The sequence below is a fragment of the Streptomyces sp. NPDC059454 genome, from assembly GCF_042749965.1.
Taxonomy (GTDB): Bacteria; Actinomycetota; Actinomycetes; order Streptomycetales; family Streptomycetaceae; genus Streptomyces.
The window spans coordinates 31662-44769 of record NZ_JBHYVC010000031.1; the positions used below are offsets into that span (position 1 = coordinate 31662).

The following is a 13108-nucleotide window of genomic DNA, read 5'->3' on the forward strand; positions in this document are numbered from 1 at the left end:
CTGCGGAAATCGCAATCCTACGGTGTTGCATAGGAATTCGATCGCAAGGGAGCACCGGGCATGAGCGGGGACACGCGCAAGATCGCCGAAGGGCTGGAACACCTCTCCGGTTTCGGAAACGAGCACAGCTCCGAGGCGGTCCCGGGCGCCCTGCCCGAGGGCCGCAACGCGCCGCAGCGCGCGCCGCTCGGGCTGTACGCGGAGCAGCTGAGCGGTACGGCGTTCACCGAGCCCCGCGCGGAGAACCGCCGCTCCTGGCTGTACCGGATCCGCCCGTCGGCCGCCCACCCGGCGTTCACCCGCACGGGCAACGGATCGCTGCGTACCGCGCCCTTCACCCAGACCGTGCCCGACCCCAACCGGCTGCGCTGGAACCCGCTGCCGGAGCCCGCCGGGGGCACCGACTTCCTGGCCGGACTGTGGACCCTGGGCGGCAACGGCGACGTCACCCAGCGCACCGGCATGGCCGTGCACCTGTACCACGCCACCGCCTCGATGGACCGCGTCTTCAGCGACGCCGACGGTGAGCTGCTGATCGTCCCCGAGCACGGCGGACTGCTGCTGCGCACGGAGTTCGGACTGCTGCATGTGGAGCCGGGACACATCGCGTTGATTCCTCGTGGAGTGCGGTTCCGTGTGGACCTCCTGGAGGACTCTGCCCGCGGTTATGTGTGCGAGAACTACGGGGCGGCGTTCCGGCTCCCCGACCTCGGCCCGATCGGCGCCAACGGGCTGGCCAACGCCCGGGACTTCCGGGCGCCCGTCGCCGCGTACGAGGACGTCGAGGGGCCGGTGGAGGTGGTGAACAAGTTCTGCGGCAACCTGTGGTCGGCCACCTACGACCACTCCCCGCTGGATGTCGTCGCCTGGCACGGCAACCATGTGCCCTACGCCTACGATCTGCGCCGCTTCAATGTGATGGGCACCATCTCGTACGACCACCCGGACCCGTCGATCTTCACGGTGCTGACGTCTCCGAGCGACACCCCGGGTCTGGCCGGGGTGGACTTCGTGGTCTTCGCACCCCGCTGGCTGGTGGGCGAGGACACCTTCCGGCCGCCGTACTTCCACCGGAACGTGATGAGCGAGTACATGGGTCTGATCGAGGGCGCGTACGACGCGAAGGCGGAGGGCTTCGTGCCGGGCGGGGGTTCGCTGCACAACATGATGTCGGCGCACGGCCCCGACCGGGAGACGTTCGACCGGGCGAGCGCCGCGGAGCTGCGCCCGCAGAAGATCGACGACGGCCTGGCCTTCATGTTCGAGACCCGCTGGCCGGTGTCGCTCACCCCCCAGGCCGCACGGGCGGAGCACCTGCAACAGGGCTACGACACCGTGTGGCAAGGGCTCGAGCGTCACTTCCAGCCGTTGCACTGAACCGTTCCCGACCGGTACGGATAGCCCGTGACCTCCTTCGCTCCGGATTCGATCGTCCTGAACCGCAAGTTGCCGCTCTGGTATCAGGTGTCGCAGTCGCTGCGCGCCTCGATCCTCGGCCGCTCACCCCAGGACCCCCTGCGTCTGCCCACCGAGGAACAGCTGGCCGGGCACTACGGGGTGAGCGTGCTGACCATGCGGCAGGCGCTGAAGGAGCTGGAGGACGAAGGGCTGATCACCCGCCACCGCCGGCGCGGCACGTTCATCGAGCCCGGCGCCCGGCGGGGCGCCCCGGTGCGGCTGCTGGGCTCGGTGGACGCGATCGTGGCCCAGCAGTCCGGTATGACGACCGAGTTGCTGGAGCACGGTCCGGCGCCGGTGCCGGCGGAGATCGCCGAGTACTTCCCGGACCTGTCCGAGGCGGCGGCGTACCACCGGCTGCGCGGCGACGAGAAGACGGGCGAGCCGACCAACCACGCCCGCAACTGGGTCCGTCCCGAACTGGCCGCCCGCATCGACCCGGCCGACCTGGTGCGGTGGCCGATGACCAAGGTGCTGCGGGATGTCGTCGGGGCGGACATCAGCCGGATCACGGACACGGTGGAGGCGCGGCTCGCGGACCCGGAGACGGCCCGGCTGCTCCAGGTGCCGCTGCTCAGCCCGATCCTGCACTACACGGGCGTCACCTACGACACCGACGGTCGGCCCCTGGACGTGGCCGTCATCCACTACCGGGGCGACCGCTTCTCCTTCACGGTGACGCTGGACGCCACCTGATCCGCCGCGCCCACACGTCGTACGATGCCCTGCGTGACGCGTGACGACGCTCCGCTGCTGGCGGATCTCATGCCGTGGTCCGTCGCACCGCCGCGGCTCGGCCGGGGGTGGCCGGCGGCCCCCGACGCGGCGTCCCTGAAGGCCCGTTGGGACGCCCTGGTGAAGGCCGAGGGGCCGGACCGCGAGGCGCTGTTCCGGCCGACGCGCTCCCGGACGCCGCACACGGCGGTCGGTCAGCTGCCGGGCCGCAGCGGCGGCACGGAGAGGCTGGCCCGCGCGTCGGGCCCGTGCCCCGAGCCGGTACGGGTCCTGTACGCCCCGTTCGACGAGCAGTGGCTGATACCCGACCAGCGGCTGATCGACGCGGCCCGGCCGGAGTTGTGGCGGGTGGCGGACGAGCGGCAGATCTTCGTCGTGGAGGCGGGCACGACCCGGGACCTCACGGGTCCGCCCCTGCTGGCCACTTCCCTGCTGCCGCTGCTGCGCACCGGCCGCGTCCGCCCGTTGTACCGCCGGCCGGGCGCCGCGGAGCCGAACCTGGCCCCGGGCCTGACGGAACACCTCGCCGCCAGGCTCGGCCGGGACACCTCGCCGGTGGACGTCCTCGCCTGGGTGATGGCGGCGGCACGCGCCACGCCAGCCGGGCTCGCGGTGCCGCTCACCGGGGACGCCGGTGTGTGGGCCCGGGGCGTCTCGGTGGGCCGCCGGATGCTGTGGCTGGTGCGGCGCGACGGGGAGCGGCCCCGACTTCCCGGCGGGCGCCGCCCGTACGTACGCGCTCCGCTGCCCTCCCGGCCGGTGACCGTGGACTACGACCGGGACGAGGAGGCCCTGTCGCTCGGCGAGGGCCGTATCTCCCCGGTGCCGCCCGGGGCCTGGGACTTCGAGGCCGGCGGCGTGCGGGTGCTGGAGCAGTGGTTCGCGGCCCGCACGGAGCCGGCCGAGCCGGGCACCCTGGCCGCGATCGGGCCGGCCGGCTGGCCCCAGACCTGGACCTCGGAACTCCTGGAGCTGATCACGGTCCTCACCCTGCTGGCCGAACTGCGCCCGGAGCAAGGGGCGCTGACGGACCCTGCCCTCCCCGACCCGGTCACGCCGGCCGAGCTGCGCGCGGCGGGCGTGCTCCCGGTGCCGTCCTCCGCACGCCGCCCCGCCTCGGTGCTGGACGCCCGCGAGGAGGGGCCGGAGGGCCAGCTCACGCTGCTCTGAGGGCCGGCCCGCGGCTGATCCGGGGGCCGGCCCGCAGCTGATCCGAGGGTCAGCCGCGGGGCTCGAAGCCGTCCAGCATCCGGCCGAGCGCCCGCTCGAACACCGCTTCCAGATCGATCGGCCCGGTGTCCTCCGCGAAGGCCGCCGCCATCCGCGGGTACTCACCGGTCGCGATCCGGCCGCCCAGGTAGGCGATCCGGATCGCGTTCTCCTGCTCCTGCGACCAGGGCAGCGAGCGGGTGCGTTCGGCGGTGGCCAGCTCGTTGGTGACGTAGGTCGTCACGATGCCGTTCAGCATCGCGATCAGTTCCAGCTTGGTGCCGTAGGGCCTGGGGAGCGGGTCCAGGCAGACCAGGCAGTGTTCGAGGTAGCGCAGGGAGTTGGGGCTGAAGCCGTAGACAGGCGACATCAGCCGCGGCAGCCACGGGTGGCGGTGCATCAGCGCGCGGGTCTGGTGGGCCACCCGGAGCATGTCGGCGCGCCAGTCACCGCCGGGCTCCCACAGCTCGTGCTCGCCGCCGGCCGCGTCCACCATCAGCTCGTACAGGTCCTCCTTGCGGGGGACGTAGTTGTACAGCGACATGGTGCCGCAGCCCAGCTCGGCGGCGACGCGGCGCATGGAGACCGCGTCCAGGCCCTCGGCGTCCGCGATCCGCACCGCAGCCGCCGCGATGTCGGCGCGCGTGTACGCCGGTCTGGGTCCACGGCCGGCGCGCTCGGGGCGCGCCCAGATCACTTGGGGTTCGGCCGCTCGGCCCGCCATCGGTCATCACCTCGCCCACCATCGTAGTTACGTACACCGTACGTAGTGCGCTATGGTCACCCCATGACTACTACGTACGCTGTACTTAGTGAGGGTCTGGAGAAGCGTTTCGGGCGGGTCCATGCCCTGCGCGGGCTGGATCTGGCGGTGGCCGAGGGCACGGTGTGCGGGGTGCTCGGACCCAACGGGGCGGGCAAGACGACGGCCGTCCGGCTGCTGACCACGCTGCTGCGGCCCGACGCGGGCTCCGCGCGGATCGCGGGCCACGACCTTCTGCGGGAGGCCGCCGCCGTACGGCGCAGGATCGGCGTCACGGGCCAGGACACCTCGATCGACGGGGACCTCACGGGCCGCGAGAACCTGCGGCTGTTCGCCCGGCTGCACCGGGTGGGCGGGGCGGCCGCACGGGCCGCCGAGCTGCTGGACCGCTTCGGCCTTGCGGAGGCGGCCGACCGGCCGGCGTCCGGCTGGTCGGGCGGTATGCGGCGCCGGCTGGACCTGGCGGCGAGCCTGATCCGCCGTCCCGAGGTGCTGTTCCTGGACGAGCCGACGACCGGACTCGACCCGGCGAGCCGCAATCTGATCTGGGACGCCGTGCGGGAGCTGACCGGTGAGGGCACGACCGTGCTGCTCACCACCCAGTACCTGGAGGAGGCCGACCGGCTCGCCGACGGCATCGCCCTGGTGGACCGGGGCCGGGTCGCACACACCGGCTCGCCGGCCGAACTCAAGGCGCTGGTCGGCACGCACGCCGAGGTGGTCGTGGCGGACGCGGAGGCGCTGGTGGCGGCGGCCGGGGTGCTCGACCGGCTGACGGGCGCGCAGCCGTCCCTCGACCGGGAGCGCAACGCCGTCGGCGCGGTCACCAAGGACCCCACGCTCACCCTCCCGCACCTGGTGCGCACGCTGGACGCGGCGGGCGTGCCGCTGCTCGACGCGAGCCTCAGGCCACCGACCCTCGACGACGTGTTCCTGCGGCTGACCGACGGGCAGGGATTCCACCCCTTCGACGACAAGGAGCGTGCCGCATGAGCACATTGGCGTACGACGGCACCGCGATGCTCGGCCGGCAGCTGCGGCGGATGCGGAACAACCCGGGGCTGCTGGTCCTCACCCAGACGATGCCCATCAGCATGCTGCTGTTCTTCGGCTACGTCTTCGGCAGCGCGCTCGCCGTGCCGGGCGCGGAGTACCGGTCCTTCCTGGTGCCGGGGCTGCTGGTGGCGACGGCGGCGGGCGGTGTGATGACCGGCATGTTCCAGTCGGCGCAGGACGTCCACCGGGGGGTGACGGACCGGTTCCGCACGCTGCCGATGAGCCGGGCGGCCGTGCCGGCGGGCCAGGCGGCCGCGGACGTGCTGGTGACGGCGGCCGGGACGGTGCCGTTCCTGCTGGTGGGGCTCGCGGTGGGCTGGCGGGTGGAGGGCGGCGTGCTCGAAGCCGTGGGCGCCGTCGCCCTGTTGCTGCTGTTCCGGTTCGCCTGCGTGTGGATCGGGATGTACCTCGGCCTGCTCACCCGGAACGAGGAGGCGGCCGGCCAGCTGGGCGGGGCGACCTTCCTGTTGCCGCTGCTGTCCAGCGCGTACATCCCGACGGCGGGGCTGCCGGACGGGCTGCGTACGGTCGCGGAGTGGAACCCGATCAGCGCGGTGGCGACGGCACTGCGGGACCTGTTCGGCAACGCGCCCGTGCCCGACGGGGCGGCCTGGCCGGTGGCGCATCCCGTCGCGGGGTCACTGGGGTGGTGCGCGGTGCTGCTCGTGGTGTTCGTGCCCCTGGCGGTACGGCAGTACGGGCGCGGGAGGGGGTGAAGCCCCTGGGTGGATGTCAGGTTCCTGCCAGGAGGGGGAGCCGACCGGTGCGCCCCGGAGCACTGCCGGGTGGGAACGGGGGCGCCGGCATGGGGAAGTGCCGGTGTCGCATCGGGCGCCGGATGCCGCCGGCACCGCGGGGACGACGGACGGGGCGGGGCGCTGCGCCGGGACGGTGGCGGGCCGTCCGGGCGCTGGCGCTACCGGCTGCCGAACAGGGAGCGGCGCAGCCGACGCAGCGGGGCGAAGAGCGAGACGCGGCTCGCCCGGGCCCGTGCGCTCCTGGCGCCGCGGTCGTGCGCGGTGTCACGCGCGATGAGCTCACGCATCAGTGACGTCGCCTCGGCCGTCTCCCGCTGTGGGACCGCGGGTCCTCCGAGGACCGAGAGATGGCGGTCGAGGCGCGAGCTGGTCGCGCTGCTGCCGCAGGTGATCGCAGGGACCCTCGCCCTGCTGCGCACTGTTATCTGTTCCATGTCACTCCCCACCCGTACGAGTCCACCCGGCCCGGGCAGGGTAACCCTATCGCCCCGTACAGGCACTCGTGTATCGAGGTCACAGGATTCACCTTCCCCATAAGGGGGTTGACGAACACGCGTCGATTACTCTCCGAATCCGACCGTTTTCAGGGCGAGTTGAACGACAGGCTGCGAGGTGGGCTGCGGTGATCCGCCATCGGGTTCGACGGTCACGGCGAGTGACGTCGCGGCGGTGTCCAGGCCGGAGGCGATCAAGGGTGTGTCGCCCTCGAACAGCCCCAGGGAACGCGGTCGTGCGTCCGGACCCATGAGCCAGAGCTGGCGCACACGTCCGTTCGGAGGGTCGCCGTAGCCGCCGAGGGTGACGACCGCGCTGCGGGTCGATGCGGAGGCGATCACTCCGATCGTGCGGCCGCGCGCGTCCCGGCCGCTGCTCGCGCGGGCGTCCGGGGCGGCGAGAACGTGGGCGATCTCACGTGACCGGTCGCGTTCGGCGGTCAGCTGGTCCTGGGTCCGGTTCGCCTGGACGGCGAAGAGCGCGGCGACGACGAGCGCCGCGGCGGCGGTGGCCGTCGCGAACGGCACGAACAGCGGCGTACGGCGCCGCTCCCGGGGGCGCGGCGGGGGTGCGGTGCCCCAGACGTGCGGCGGGAGTCGCGGCGCACGCGCGCGTGCCGGTTCCCGGGGCGCGGGTTCCTGCGGGGTGGTCCGTACGGCGGCCAGGACCCGGTCCCGCAGCGCGGCGGGCGCGGGGGCGACCGTGGACCAGGCGAGGCGGACGGCGTCCTCGGCGAGGGCCCGCACCTCGGCGGCGCAGCGGGCGCAGGACGTCAGATGCCTCTCGAAGCGGACGCGTTCGGCGGGTTCCAGGGCGTCGAGGGCGTAGGGGGCGGCGAGCGAGTGCGGGTCCCCGCGGCGCGGCAGTCGGTCGAACAGGCTCATGCCGCGCCTCCCAGGCAGTCGCGCAGGCGGGTCAGTCCGTCGCGCATACGGGTCTTGACCGTGCCCAGCGGCAGTGACAGCCGCTCGGCCACCTCCCGGTAGGTGTAGCCGTCGTAGTAGGCGAGGGTGACCGACTGTCTCTGGAGTGCGGTGAGGCGGTCCAGGCAGCGGCGCACCCATTCACGTTCGAGTCCGGCCTCGACCTCCTCGGCGACCTGGTCGAAGGCGGGGCCGTGGCCGCGCCGGGCCTCGCGCTGCTCGCGTTCGCCGGCCGCGCGGGCGCTGCGCACCCGGTCGACGGCGCGGCGGTGGGCGAGGGTGAGGACCCAGGACAGCGCGCTGCCCCGGCCGGGGTCGAACCGCGCGGCGGAGCGCCAGAGTTCGAGCAGCACCTCCTGGGCCACCTCCTCCGACTGGGCGGGATCGCGCACCACGCGCCGCACCAGCCCGTACACCGGCCCGGAGACCAGCCCGTACAGGTCCTCGAACGCCTTCTGGTCGCCTCCGGCCACCAGCACCAGCAGCTCGTCCGCCTCCAACGCGCATCCCCCCTCTCCGGCCCCGGCGGGCCGCCCGGTCACACGAGGCGTGCGCGGCGAGCGAGCCTCCGGACGGTAAGTACGGATCAACGGACCGAAAACGCGGGTCGGCAGCGAGAAATGCTACGGGCGGACCGGCGTGGGGGAAGAGGGCCCGGACGAGTTTCGGAACTCGACCAATCCGGCCCGCCGCGCGTTCCGAATGCCGTTGCGTCAAAGCAAGTCGGCACGGAGGACGGACGGCATGACATCTGATTCCAGGACCGGTGCGGGGCGCAGGAGTCTCGCGACCCTGATCTGTGGTGCGCTGGCCGCCGGAGGGCTCGCAGCCGCCGGCGTGACCGCGCTGGAACCCGGGGCGGCCTCCGCCTCCAGCCACCGGGAGGCCCCGCTGATCTCGGGCACCCCGCAGTACGACAACACGGACCTGTACGCGTTCGTCAGCCCCGACAAGCCGGACACCACGACGGTCATCGCGAACTGGATCCCCTTCGAGGAGCCGGCCGGCGGGCCGAACTTCTTCACGTTCGCCGAGGACGCGCAGTACGACATCCACATCGACAACAACGGGGACGCGCAGGGCGAGCTGCTGTTCCGCTACACGTTCAGGACCCACACGAAGAACGACAGGACGTTCCTCTACAACACGGGTCCGGTCACCGGCCTGGACGACCAGGATCTCAACATCACGCAGACCTACGACATCGAGCTGCTGAAGCTGAAGGACCAGCACGCGGTGTCCCGTACGAAGATCGCGGACGACGTCCCGGTCGCGCCGTCGAACGTCGGCAAGGCGTCCATGCCGGACTACGACACGCTGCGCGAGCAGGCGGTGCGCGAACTCGCGGGCGGGGCGACGACGTTCGCCGGGCAGGCCGACGACCCGTTCTTCCTGGACCTGCGGGTCTTCGACCTGCTGTACGGCGGGAACCTCTCCGAGGTCGGCAACGACACCCTCAAGGGGTACAACGTCAACTCGCTGGCGCTCCAGGTGCCGACCGACATGATCACCGAGTCGGCGGACCAGCCGGTCGTGGGCATCTGGTCGACGACGCAGCGCAAGAACGCCGAGGGGCACTTCGTGCAGGTGTCGCGGCTGGGCAACCCGCTGGTGAACGAGGTCGTCAATCCGCTGAAGGACAAGGACACGTTCAACGCGTCCGCGCCGTGGGACGACGCGCAGTTCCTGAAGAACGTCACCGAGCCGGAGCTGCCGAAGCTCATCGAGGCGATCTACAAGATCGACGCGCCCGACGAGCCGCGCAACGACCTCGTCGACGTGTTCCTGAAGGGCGTCGAAGGGCTCAACCGGCCGCCGCACGTGACGCCGTCGGAGATGCTGCGTCTGAACACGTCCGTCGAGCCGGCCGCCGAGCCGAAGCGGCTGGGCGTGCTGGACGGGGACAACGCCGGTTTCCCCAACGGGCGGCGGCTGACGGACGACGTAATCGACGCGTCGCTCCAGGTGGTCGAGGGGGAACTGGTCGGGGCGAAGAACGACCTGGGGGACGCGGTCGACGCCAACGACAAGGAGTTCGGGGCGGCGTTCCCGTATCTGGCGAACCCGACGGAGGGGTCGCGCGGTCCGCTCGCCAAGGGCGTGGACGGCGGCAACGACGTGCGCAACCAGCTCGGTGACGCGCTGCGGCCGGCGGGTGCGGAGGGGGCCGACAACACGGCCCTCATCGCCGCGTCCGCCGGTGCGGGGGCCGGCGGACTGCTGCTGATCGGAGTGGCGCTGCTGTGGTGGCGCCGGATGCGCGGCCGGGCGTACTGACCCGGCCCTCCCCGACCGGCGCGGTCCGTCCCCATCCGTCCCCACGGCACGGGCCGCGCCGCCGACTTCCGCACACCCGGCGAACGACCGAGGAGCAAGGCCATGCCTCCGCGTACGAACGACAGCCCTCCGGACGGCGAGCGCGGCACCGTACCGCCCGCACCGGCGGAGCCCGGCCACGACAGGACACCGGACGAGGCGGCCCATCGCCGCGGCCCGGGGGAGGAACGTGCCCGGCCCGGGACGCGGGAACAGCCGCCCCGGGAAGCGGACCGACGGCGCGTGCCGCCGGACGGACGACGGGCAAGGAGCGGTGGCGGAGCGCCGGGCAGGCCGCGGTGAGGACATGTCCGACGGACAGTCGCACCGCCGGTACGAGACCCCGCCGGCCGACGACGCCGGCCGCCGGGCCCCGGCCGCCCCTGGCGCCGACAGCGGCGGCGAGGACGCCGGATCAGCCGGCCCGGACGCCGACGGCCACAGCCAGGACGTCGAACCGGCCGGCCCCGACGGCGCAGGGCAGCGGGCCGGCGCGCTGCGGCGGTTCTCCGCTGCCGCGCGGCGGTCGCGCGGGGCACGTCTCACGGTGTGTGCCGGGTTGCTGGCCGTCGCGATGACCGCCGGGGCCGTCGCGGTGGGCGGTGGAGGGAACGAGGGGCGGGCCGGGGCGGCCGGTGCCGCGCCGGCGGTCGTCGCCGGGATGCTCGCCGGGGGTGAGCTCGGTGCCGGTATCCGGTCGTTGCAGGCCCATCTGCGGGCGCAGCCGCGTGACTTCGGCGGCTGGGCCGCCCTCGGGACCGCCTATGTCGAGCAGGCGCGGACCCAGGGGGACCCTTCGCGCTATCCGCAGGCCGAGCGGGCGCTCGAGCGTTCCCTCGCGCTCGAACCCGGCAACGAGCAGGCCCTCGCCGGGCAGGCCGCCCTCGCCGCCGCGCGGCACGACTTCACCGGCGCCCTGGCGTACGCCGACCGGGCACTGAGGCAGAACCCCTACAGCGAACGCGCCCTGTGCTCCCGTATCGACGCGCTGGTCGAGCTCGGCCGGTACGAGGAGGCCGCCGGGGCCGCCGCCACCGCCGACCGCAGGCGGCCGGGGGTGCCCGTGTTCACGCGGTACGCGTACGTACGGGAACTGCGCGGCGATGTGCGCACCGCGCGGGAGGTGCTGCGGCGGGCCCTGGACAGCGCGTCCTCGCCCGCCGACGTGGCGTACGTCGCGACCGCGCTGGGACAGCTCGCCTGGAACCGGGGCGAGTACAAGACGGCTCTCACGCACTACGCGCGGGCGCTCGCCGCCGACGACGGCCACCTCCCCGCCCTGGAGGGCCGGGCCCGCGCACAGGCCGCGAGCGGCGACCGCGCGGGCGCCGTGAAGACGCTGGAGCAGGTCGTCGTCCGCTCCCCGTTGCCCGGCCCCCTGGTCGCGCTCGGTGAGCTGTACGAGGACCGCGGCGCCGGCGGCGACCGCGCGAAGGCACACGACCAGTACGCCCTCGTCGACGCCTGGACCGCGCTGGCCCGGGCCGGCGGGGTCGACGCCGACCTCGACACCGCGCTCGCCGCCGCCGATCACGGGGACGCCGGTGAGGCGCTGCGCGCGGCCCGCGCGGAGTGGGACCGGCGGCACAGCGTGCACACCGCGGACGCCCTCGCCTGGGCCCTGCACGTCAACGGCCGCGACGAGGAGGCCCTTCCGTACGCCCGCCGCGCCACGGCCACCGGATACCGCGACGCCGCCTTCCTCTACCACCGGGGCATGATCGAGAAGGCCACCGGGCGCGACCGCGCCGCCCGCGGCTCCCTCACCGCCGCGCTGGAGCTGAACCCCGGCTTCTCCCCGCTCGGCGCCCGTGCGGCCCGGGCCGCGCTGAAGGAACTGGAGGCGGCGCGTTGAACCTCCGCCGCCGCGTCGCCGCCGGTGCCGCCGTCCTCACCGCCGCCTGCGCGCTCGCGCTGGTCCCGGCCGGCACGGCGAGCGCGCACCCGCTCGGCAACTTCACCGTCAACCGCTACGACGGGCTGGTGGCCGCGCCCGGTGAACTCCGCGTCCGCCATGTCGAGGACCTCGCCGAGATCCCTGCCACCCAGGCCGGGCCGGACATCGAACGGCTGGGCCTGGACGCCTGGGCCCGGCAGCACTGCGCCACGGCCGCGCGGGACAGCGAGGTGCGCGTCGACGGGCGGGCGGTCCCGCTCACCGCAGGCACCGCCCGTGCGCGCGTGCGGCCCGGTCAGGCCGGGCTCGACACCCTGCGCGTGGAGTGCCGGCTGACCGCGCCCCTCCCCGAGGAAGAAACGGTCGGCCTCCGCTTCCGCGGGGCGGGCGCGTCGTCCGGGCCGGGCTGGCGGGAGATCACCGCGCGGGGCGACCGTACGACGCTCACCGCATCGGACGTGCCGACGGCCTCGCTGTCCGGCGAACTGACCCGGTATCCGGAGAAGCTGCTCTCGTCCCCGGCCGACACCAGGACCGCGGCCCTGCGCGTCCGTCCGGGCGGCCCGGCCCTGGCGGAGGAGGAGGCCGACGCGCCCGCTGCCGCCGTACTCCCGCGCGGTGCCGACCGCTGGACCCGCGCGCTCGACGACCTCGTCGCCCGGCGCGACCTGACCGCGGGTCTCGCCGCGCTCGCGCTGCTGATCGCCGTCGGACTCGGCGCGATGCACGCGCTCGCCCCCGGTCACGGCAAGACGCTCATGGCCGCGACGGCTGCGGCGCGCGGAGGCAGTGCCCGGCTCAGGGACGTCCTGCCCATGGCCGCCTCGGTCACCGTCACCCACACGCTCGGCGTGGTCGCCCTGGGGCTGCTGGTCACGGCCGGTTCGGCCGCCGCGCCCTCGGTGATCGCCTGGCTGGGCATCGTGAGCGGCGCACTTGTCACCCTGGCCGGCGCGAGCCTCGTACGCCGGGCCCTGCGCAACCGGAACCACACACACCACCACGAGCACGGCCACACACACCCGCATGGACACACGCACACCCACGGCGGTCGCGCCCACACCCGTCCCACCGCCCCCACCCTGCGCGGCACGGTCCTGCTCGGTTTCGCCGGCGGACTGGTGCCCAGTCCGTCCGCCGTCGTGGTGCTGGTCGGCGCCGCGGCCCTCGGCCAGGCCTGGTTCGGGCTGCTGCTCGTCGTCGCGTACGGCGTCGGGCTGGCCCTGACGCTCACCGCGGCCGGGTACGCGGTCGTGAAGGCCGGCAGCGGTGTGACCGGGCTGCTGGCCCGGCGTCCCCGCTGGACGGCGGCCCCGTGGGCGGCTCTTGTGCGCCGGAGCGCGCCCCTGGGGTCGGCGTTCGTCGTCGTGGCCCTGGGTGCCGGACTGGTGTTCAAGGGGGCGGCATCCGCACTGGGCTGAGCTACTTTCATGAGCAAAGGGAGAATTCGCCCGGATGCGAAGGGGGCGCCGTGTCCGAGGAACCGGGCAGTGAGCGG

Annotated in this window: 12 protein-coding genes; 8 read left to right on the forward strand and 4 right to left on the reverse strand. The window is 73.8% G+C overall.

Annotation, left to right across the window (positions count from 1 at the left end; all coding sequences use genetic code 11):
• Nucleotides 1-60: 60 nt before the first annotated feature.
• Genes hmgA through ACFXAE_RS21520 form a run of 3 tightly spaced genes read left to right on the forward strand, consistent with a single transcriptional unit; the run spans nucleotide 61 to nucleotide 3363 of the window.
• On the forward strand, nucleotides 61-1377 hold the full coding sequence (hmgA, locus tag ACFXAE_RS21510) for a homogentisate 1,2-dioxygenase (protein WP_384717132.1): 1317 nt from the start codon (nucleotides 61-63) through the stop codon (nucleotides 1375-1377).
• A gap of 27 nt (nucleotides 1378-1404) precedes the next feature.
• On the forward strand, nucleotides 1405-2154 hold the full coding sequence (locus ACFXAE_RS21515) for a GntR family transcriptional regulator (protein ID WP_384717135.1): 750 nt from the start codon (nucleotides 1405-1407) through the stop codon (nucleotides 2152-2154).
• Between the two features lie 24 nt (nucleotides 2155-2178).
• Complete coding sequence (locus ACFXAE_RS21520) at nucleotides 2179-3363, forward strand: type ISP restriction/modification enzyme (RefSeq protein WP_384717138.1); 1185 nt, start codon at nucleotides 2179-2181, stop codon at nucleotides 3361-3363.
• Between the two features lie 49 nt (nucleotides 3364-3412).
• Here the strand turns inward: ACFXAE_RS21520 and ACFXAE_RS21525 are convergent, their stop codons facing one another.
• A complete protein-coding gene (locus tag ACFXAE_RS21525) occupies nucleotides 3413-4126 on the reverse strand; it encodes a TetR/AcrR family transcriptional regulator (RefSeq protein ID WP_384717141.1) in 714 nt (237 codons plus the stop codon).
• Between the two features lie 63 nt (nucleotides 4127-4189).
• Here ACFXAE_RS21525 and ACFXAE_RS21530 point away from each other — a divergent pair, with 63 nt between their 5' ends.
• Both ACFXAE_RS21530 and ACFXAE_RS21535 read left to right on the forward strand, forming a co-directional pair.
• Nucleotides 4190-5158 carry an ATP-binding cassette domain-containing protein gene (locus tag ACFXAE_RS21530; protein ID WP_384717145.1) on the forward strand — a complete coding sequence of 323 codons (969 nt, stop codon included), beginning with the start codon at nucleotides 4190-4192 and terminating at the stop codon, nucleotides 5156-5158.
• Entirely contained in the window at nucleotides 5155-5937 is a 783-nt protein-coding gene (locus ACFXAE_RS21535) for an ABC transporter permease (protein WP_384717148.1), read from the forward strand. Before ACFXAE_RS21530 ends, ACFXAE_RS21535 begins: the two co-directional genes overlap by 4 nt.
• Nucleotides 5938-6137: 200 nt before the next feature.
• Here ACFXAE_RS21535 and ACFXAE_RS21540 read toward each other — a convergent pair whose 3' ends face one another.
• From ACFXAE_RS21540 to ACFXAE_RS21550, 3 genes are all read right to left on the reverse strand, one after another.
• On the reverse strand, nucleotides 6138-6413 hold the full coding sequence (locus ACFXAE_RS21540) for a hypothetical protein (protein WP_344561509.1): 276 nt from the start codon (nucleotides 6411-6413) through the stop codon (nucleotides 6138-6140).
• Between the two features lie 126 nt (nucleotides 6414-6539).
• Nucleotides 6540-7358, reverse strand: a complete 819-nt coding sequence (locus ACFXAE_RS21545; protein WP_384717151.1) for an anti-sigma factor domain-containing protein — start codon at nucleotides 7356-7358, stop codon at nucleotides 6540-6542.
• Nucleotides 7355-7897 carry a sigma-70 family RNA polymerase sigma factor gene (locus ACFXAE_RS21550; RefSeq protein WP_384717154.1) on the reverse strand — a complete coding sequence of 181 codons (543 nt, stop codon included), beginning with the start codon at nucleotides 7895-7897 and terminating at the stop codon, nucleotides 7355-7357. The genes ACFXAE_RS21545 and ACFXAE_RS21550 overlap by 4 nt, the downstream gene beginning before the upstream one ends.
• Nucleotides 7898-8141: 244 nt before the next feature.
• Here ACFXAE_RS21550 and ACFXAE_RS21555 point away from each other — a divergent pair, with 244 nt between their 5' ends.
• The 3 genes from ACFXAE_RS21555 to ACFXAE_RS21565 all read left to right on the forward strand — a co-directional run bounded on the left by ACFXAE_RS21555 (nucleotide 8142) and on the right by ACFXAE_RS21565 (nucleotide 13031).
• Nucleotides 8142-9674: a DUF4331 domain-containing protein gene (locus ACFXAE_RS21555; RefSeq protein ID WP_384717157.1), complete on the forward strand. Its 1533-nt coding sequence runs from the start codon at nucleotides 8142-8144 to the stop codon at nucleotides 9672-9674.
• Nucleotides 9675-10020: 346 nt separating this feature from the next.
• The gene (locus tag ACFXAE_RS21560) at nucleotides 10021-11568 is read left to right on the forward strand and encodes a tetratricopeptide repeat protein (RefSeq protein WP_384717160.1); all 1548 of its coding nucleotides are present in this window, start codon (nucleotides 10021-10023) and stop codon (nucleotides 11566-11568) included.
• Nucleotides 11565-13031, forward strand: coding sequence for a sulfite exporter TauE/SafE family protein (locus tag ACFXAE_RS21565; RefSeq protein WP_384717163.1), 1467 nt, complete (start codon nucleotides 11565-11567; stop codon nucleotides 13029-13031). The genes ACFXAE_RS21560 and ACFXAE_RS21565 overlap by 4 nt, the downstream gene beginning before the upstream one ends.
• Nucleotides 13032-13108: the final 77 nt, after the last annotated feature.

Excerpts from the sequence above, each read along its gene's own strand:
- hmgA (WP_384717132.1), top strand. The coding sequence starts at position 61 with ATGAGCGGGGACACGCGCAAGATCGCCGAAGGGCTGGAACACCTCTCC.
- ACFXAE_RS21520 (WP_384717138.1), top strand. The coding sequence starts at position 2,179 with ATGCCCTGCGTGACGCGTGACGACGCTCCGCTGCTGGCGGATCTCATG.
- ACFXAE_RS21525 (WP_384717141.1), bottom strand. The coding sequence starts at position 4,126 with ATGGCGGGCCGAGCGGCCGAACCCCAAGTGATCTGGGCGCGCCCCGAG.
- ACFXAE_RS21530 (WP_384717145.1), top strand. The coding sequence starts at position 4,190 with ATGACTACTACGTACGCTGTACTTAGTGAGGGTCTGGAGAAGCGTTTC.
- ACFXAE_RS21535 (WP_384717148.1), top strand. The coding sequence starts at position 5,155 with ATGAGCACATTGGCGTACGACGGCACCGCGATGCTCGGCCGGCAGCTG.
- ACFXAE_RS21540 (WP_344561509.1), bottom strand. The coding sequence starts at position 6,413 with ATGGAACAGATAACAGTGCGCAGCAGGGCGAGGGTCCCTGCGATCACC.
- ACFXAE_RS21545 (WP_384717151.1), bottom strand. The coding sequence starts at position 7,358 with ATGAGCCTGTTCGACCGACTGCCGCGCCGCGGGGACCCGCACTCGCTC.
- ACFXAE_RS21555 (WP_384717157.1), top strand. The coding sequence starts at position 8,142 with ATGACATCTGATTCCAGGACCGGTGCGGGGCGCAGGAGTCTCGCGACC.
- ACFXAE_RS21560 (WP_384717160.1), top strand. The coding sequence starts at position 10,021 with ATGTCCGACGGACAGTCGCACCGCCGGTACGAGACCCCGCCGGCCGAC.